The following is a 1497-nucleotide window of genomic DNA, read 5'->3' as shown; positions in this document are numbered from 1 at the left end:
GGCTCTTCGTCAAATCGTGTTGGTGGAGACCAATCTGAATAAAATATAGTCTATGTGCGGCGCGATTTTAGCGCCGCATATTTTTTGTTTTCAAAGATCAACCCTTGTTGTAAATAGATTCGTGCGCGAAAATTATAGAAATTTCGATATCCAAATGCGATCCGTTTGATCAACTTGATTTTATTGTTTAGTCCTTCGGTTACACCGTTAGACAACTTCACCTTAAATGCATTCGCAATACCTGCGTGATATTTTTTGAAAATCTTGAATTTCTTTTTAAACGATTGAGGCAAACACGGATTCATTGCTTTCAAGGTTTCTTGAAAGCCTTCGTTATCTCTTTTTGAGAAGTGATAACGTAAAAGTTGGACAAAATTATAGGCGGTTCGTAATTCTTCGTTATCACTCAACAGTTCATCGATTATTTCCGTCTGACTAAGCTCTTTTTTGAACAGTCGGTGATACTGCCGTTTGAATGGCTCAAGCTTGTCGGAGTCTTTTAATAATAATTTCCAATATCGTTTAAGACGGCGGTATTTCCTTTGATTTTCGGAAGTAGAAGTGCGGAAGCGATTCATAACCTGTATCCGTAATTGATTAAAGCTGCGATTGATGTGCTGCACGATATGAAAGCGATCGGTGACGATCTCTGCATTTGGAAACACGGTTTTTAGAAGCTGATTATAGCTGGCGTTCATGTCCATCACAAGATAGTTTACTTTCAAGCGCGCCTTTCTTGGAAAACGCATGAAGTATTGTGTCAGTTTAACTAATCGGCGATCTTCCAGAATGGTGAACAAGCGATTCGTTGTCCCGTCAACACAAATAAAGCTCATAGCTCCAGAAACGGATTTCATTGATTTAAATTCATCCATACATAAAACGGTCGGCAGGTATTTTTGATTCGGCTGATAGTCCTTTGTCGCCTCTCTTAAAATTCGAGCAACAGTAATATCGGAAACAAAGTACTTCTTTGCGATCAATTTTCGTGATTGGTTTTCGAATAATTCTAATAATATTGCCTGTTTGAGTTCCTTTGTCAGTTGATGATGCTCATCCACTAAGTCCGTTTTCGCAGAAAACGTTGATCCGCAATCATGGCAAAGATAACGGCTACGTTTCAATTCTAAAATAGTCAGTCTTTCTTTGAACTTCAACATCTGTGAGTTCGTTATATAAGAGCCATTACGAATGATGCGCACAGAGCCGCATTGTGGGCAATGAGAAAAGCGATTCGTCAAATTTCCTTTGATGATTTGAGCATGCACGCCCTTGTATTTCCTTTCTTTCAACCAATCATCATCGAAGAACAAATTTTTATCTGTTAAACCAAGTAATTTTCTAGTATTATTATCCATTGAGAGACTCCTTTGGTAGGGTAGGTTTTAGTCGACTAAATTTTACCAAATGTGAGTCTCTTTTTGATTTGAAGATAAGAAAAAAGTGTTGGTAGAAAATCGACTTCGATTTTCCACCAACACAAAATATTATAGAACC

General features: G+C 37.7%; 1 protein-coding gene. It reads right to left on the bottom strand.

Features of this window, described 5'->3' with window-relative positions; translation table 11 throughout:
• Positions 1 to 50: 50 nt before the first annotated feature.
• A complete protein-coding gene (locus EP1_RS13140) occupies positions 51 to 1358 on the bottom strand; it encodes an ISL3 family transposase (protein ID WP_067628295.1) in 1308 nt (435 codons plus the stop codon).
• Positions 1359 to 1497 lie beyond the last annotated feature (139 nt).

This window comes from Enterococcus pseudoavium NBRC 100491, from assembly GCF_001544295.1.
Classification (GTDB): domain Bacteria; phylum Bacillota; class Bacilli; order Lactobacillales; family Enterococcaceae; genus Enterococcus_A; species Enterococcus_A pseudoavium.
This window is presented reverse-complemented; position numbering and strand designations above follow the sequence as displayed.

Coding starts and splice junctions, on each gene's coding strand:
- EP1_RS13140 (WP_067628295.1), bottom strand. CDS start 1,358: ATGGATAATAATACTAGAAAATTACTTGGTTTAACAGATAAAAATTTG.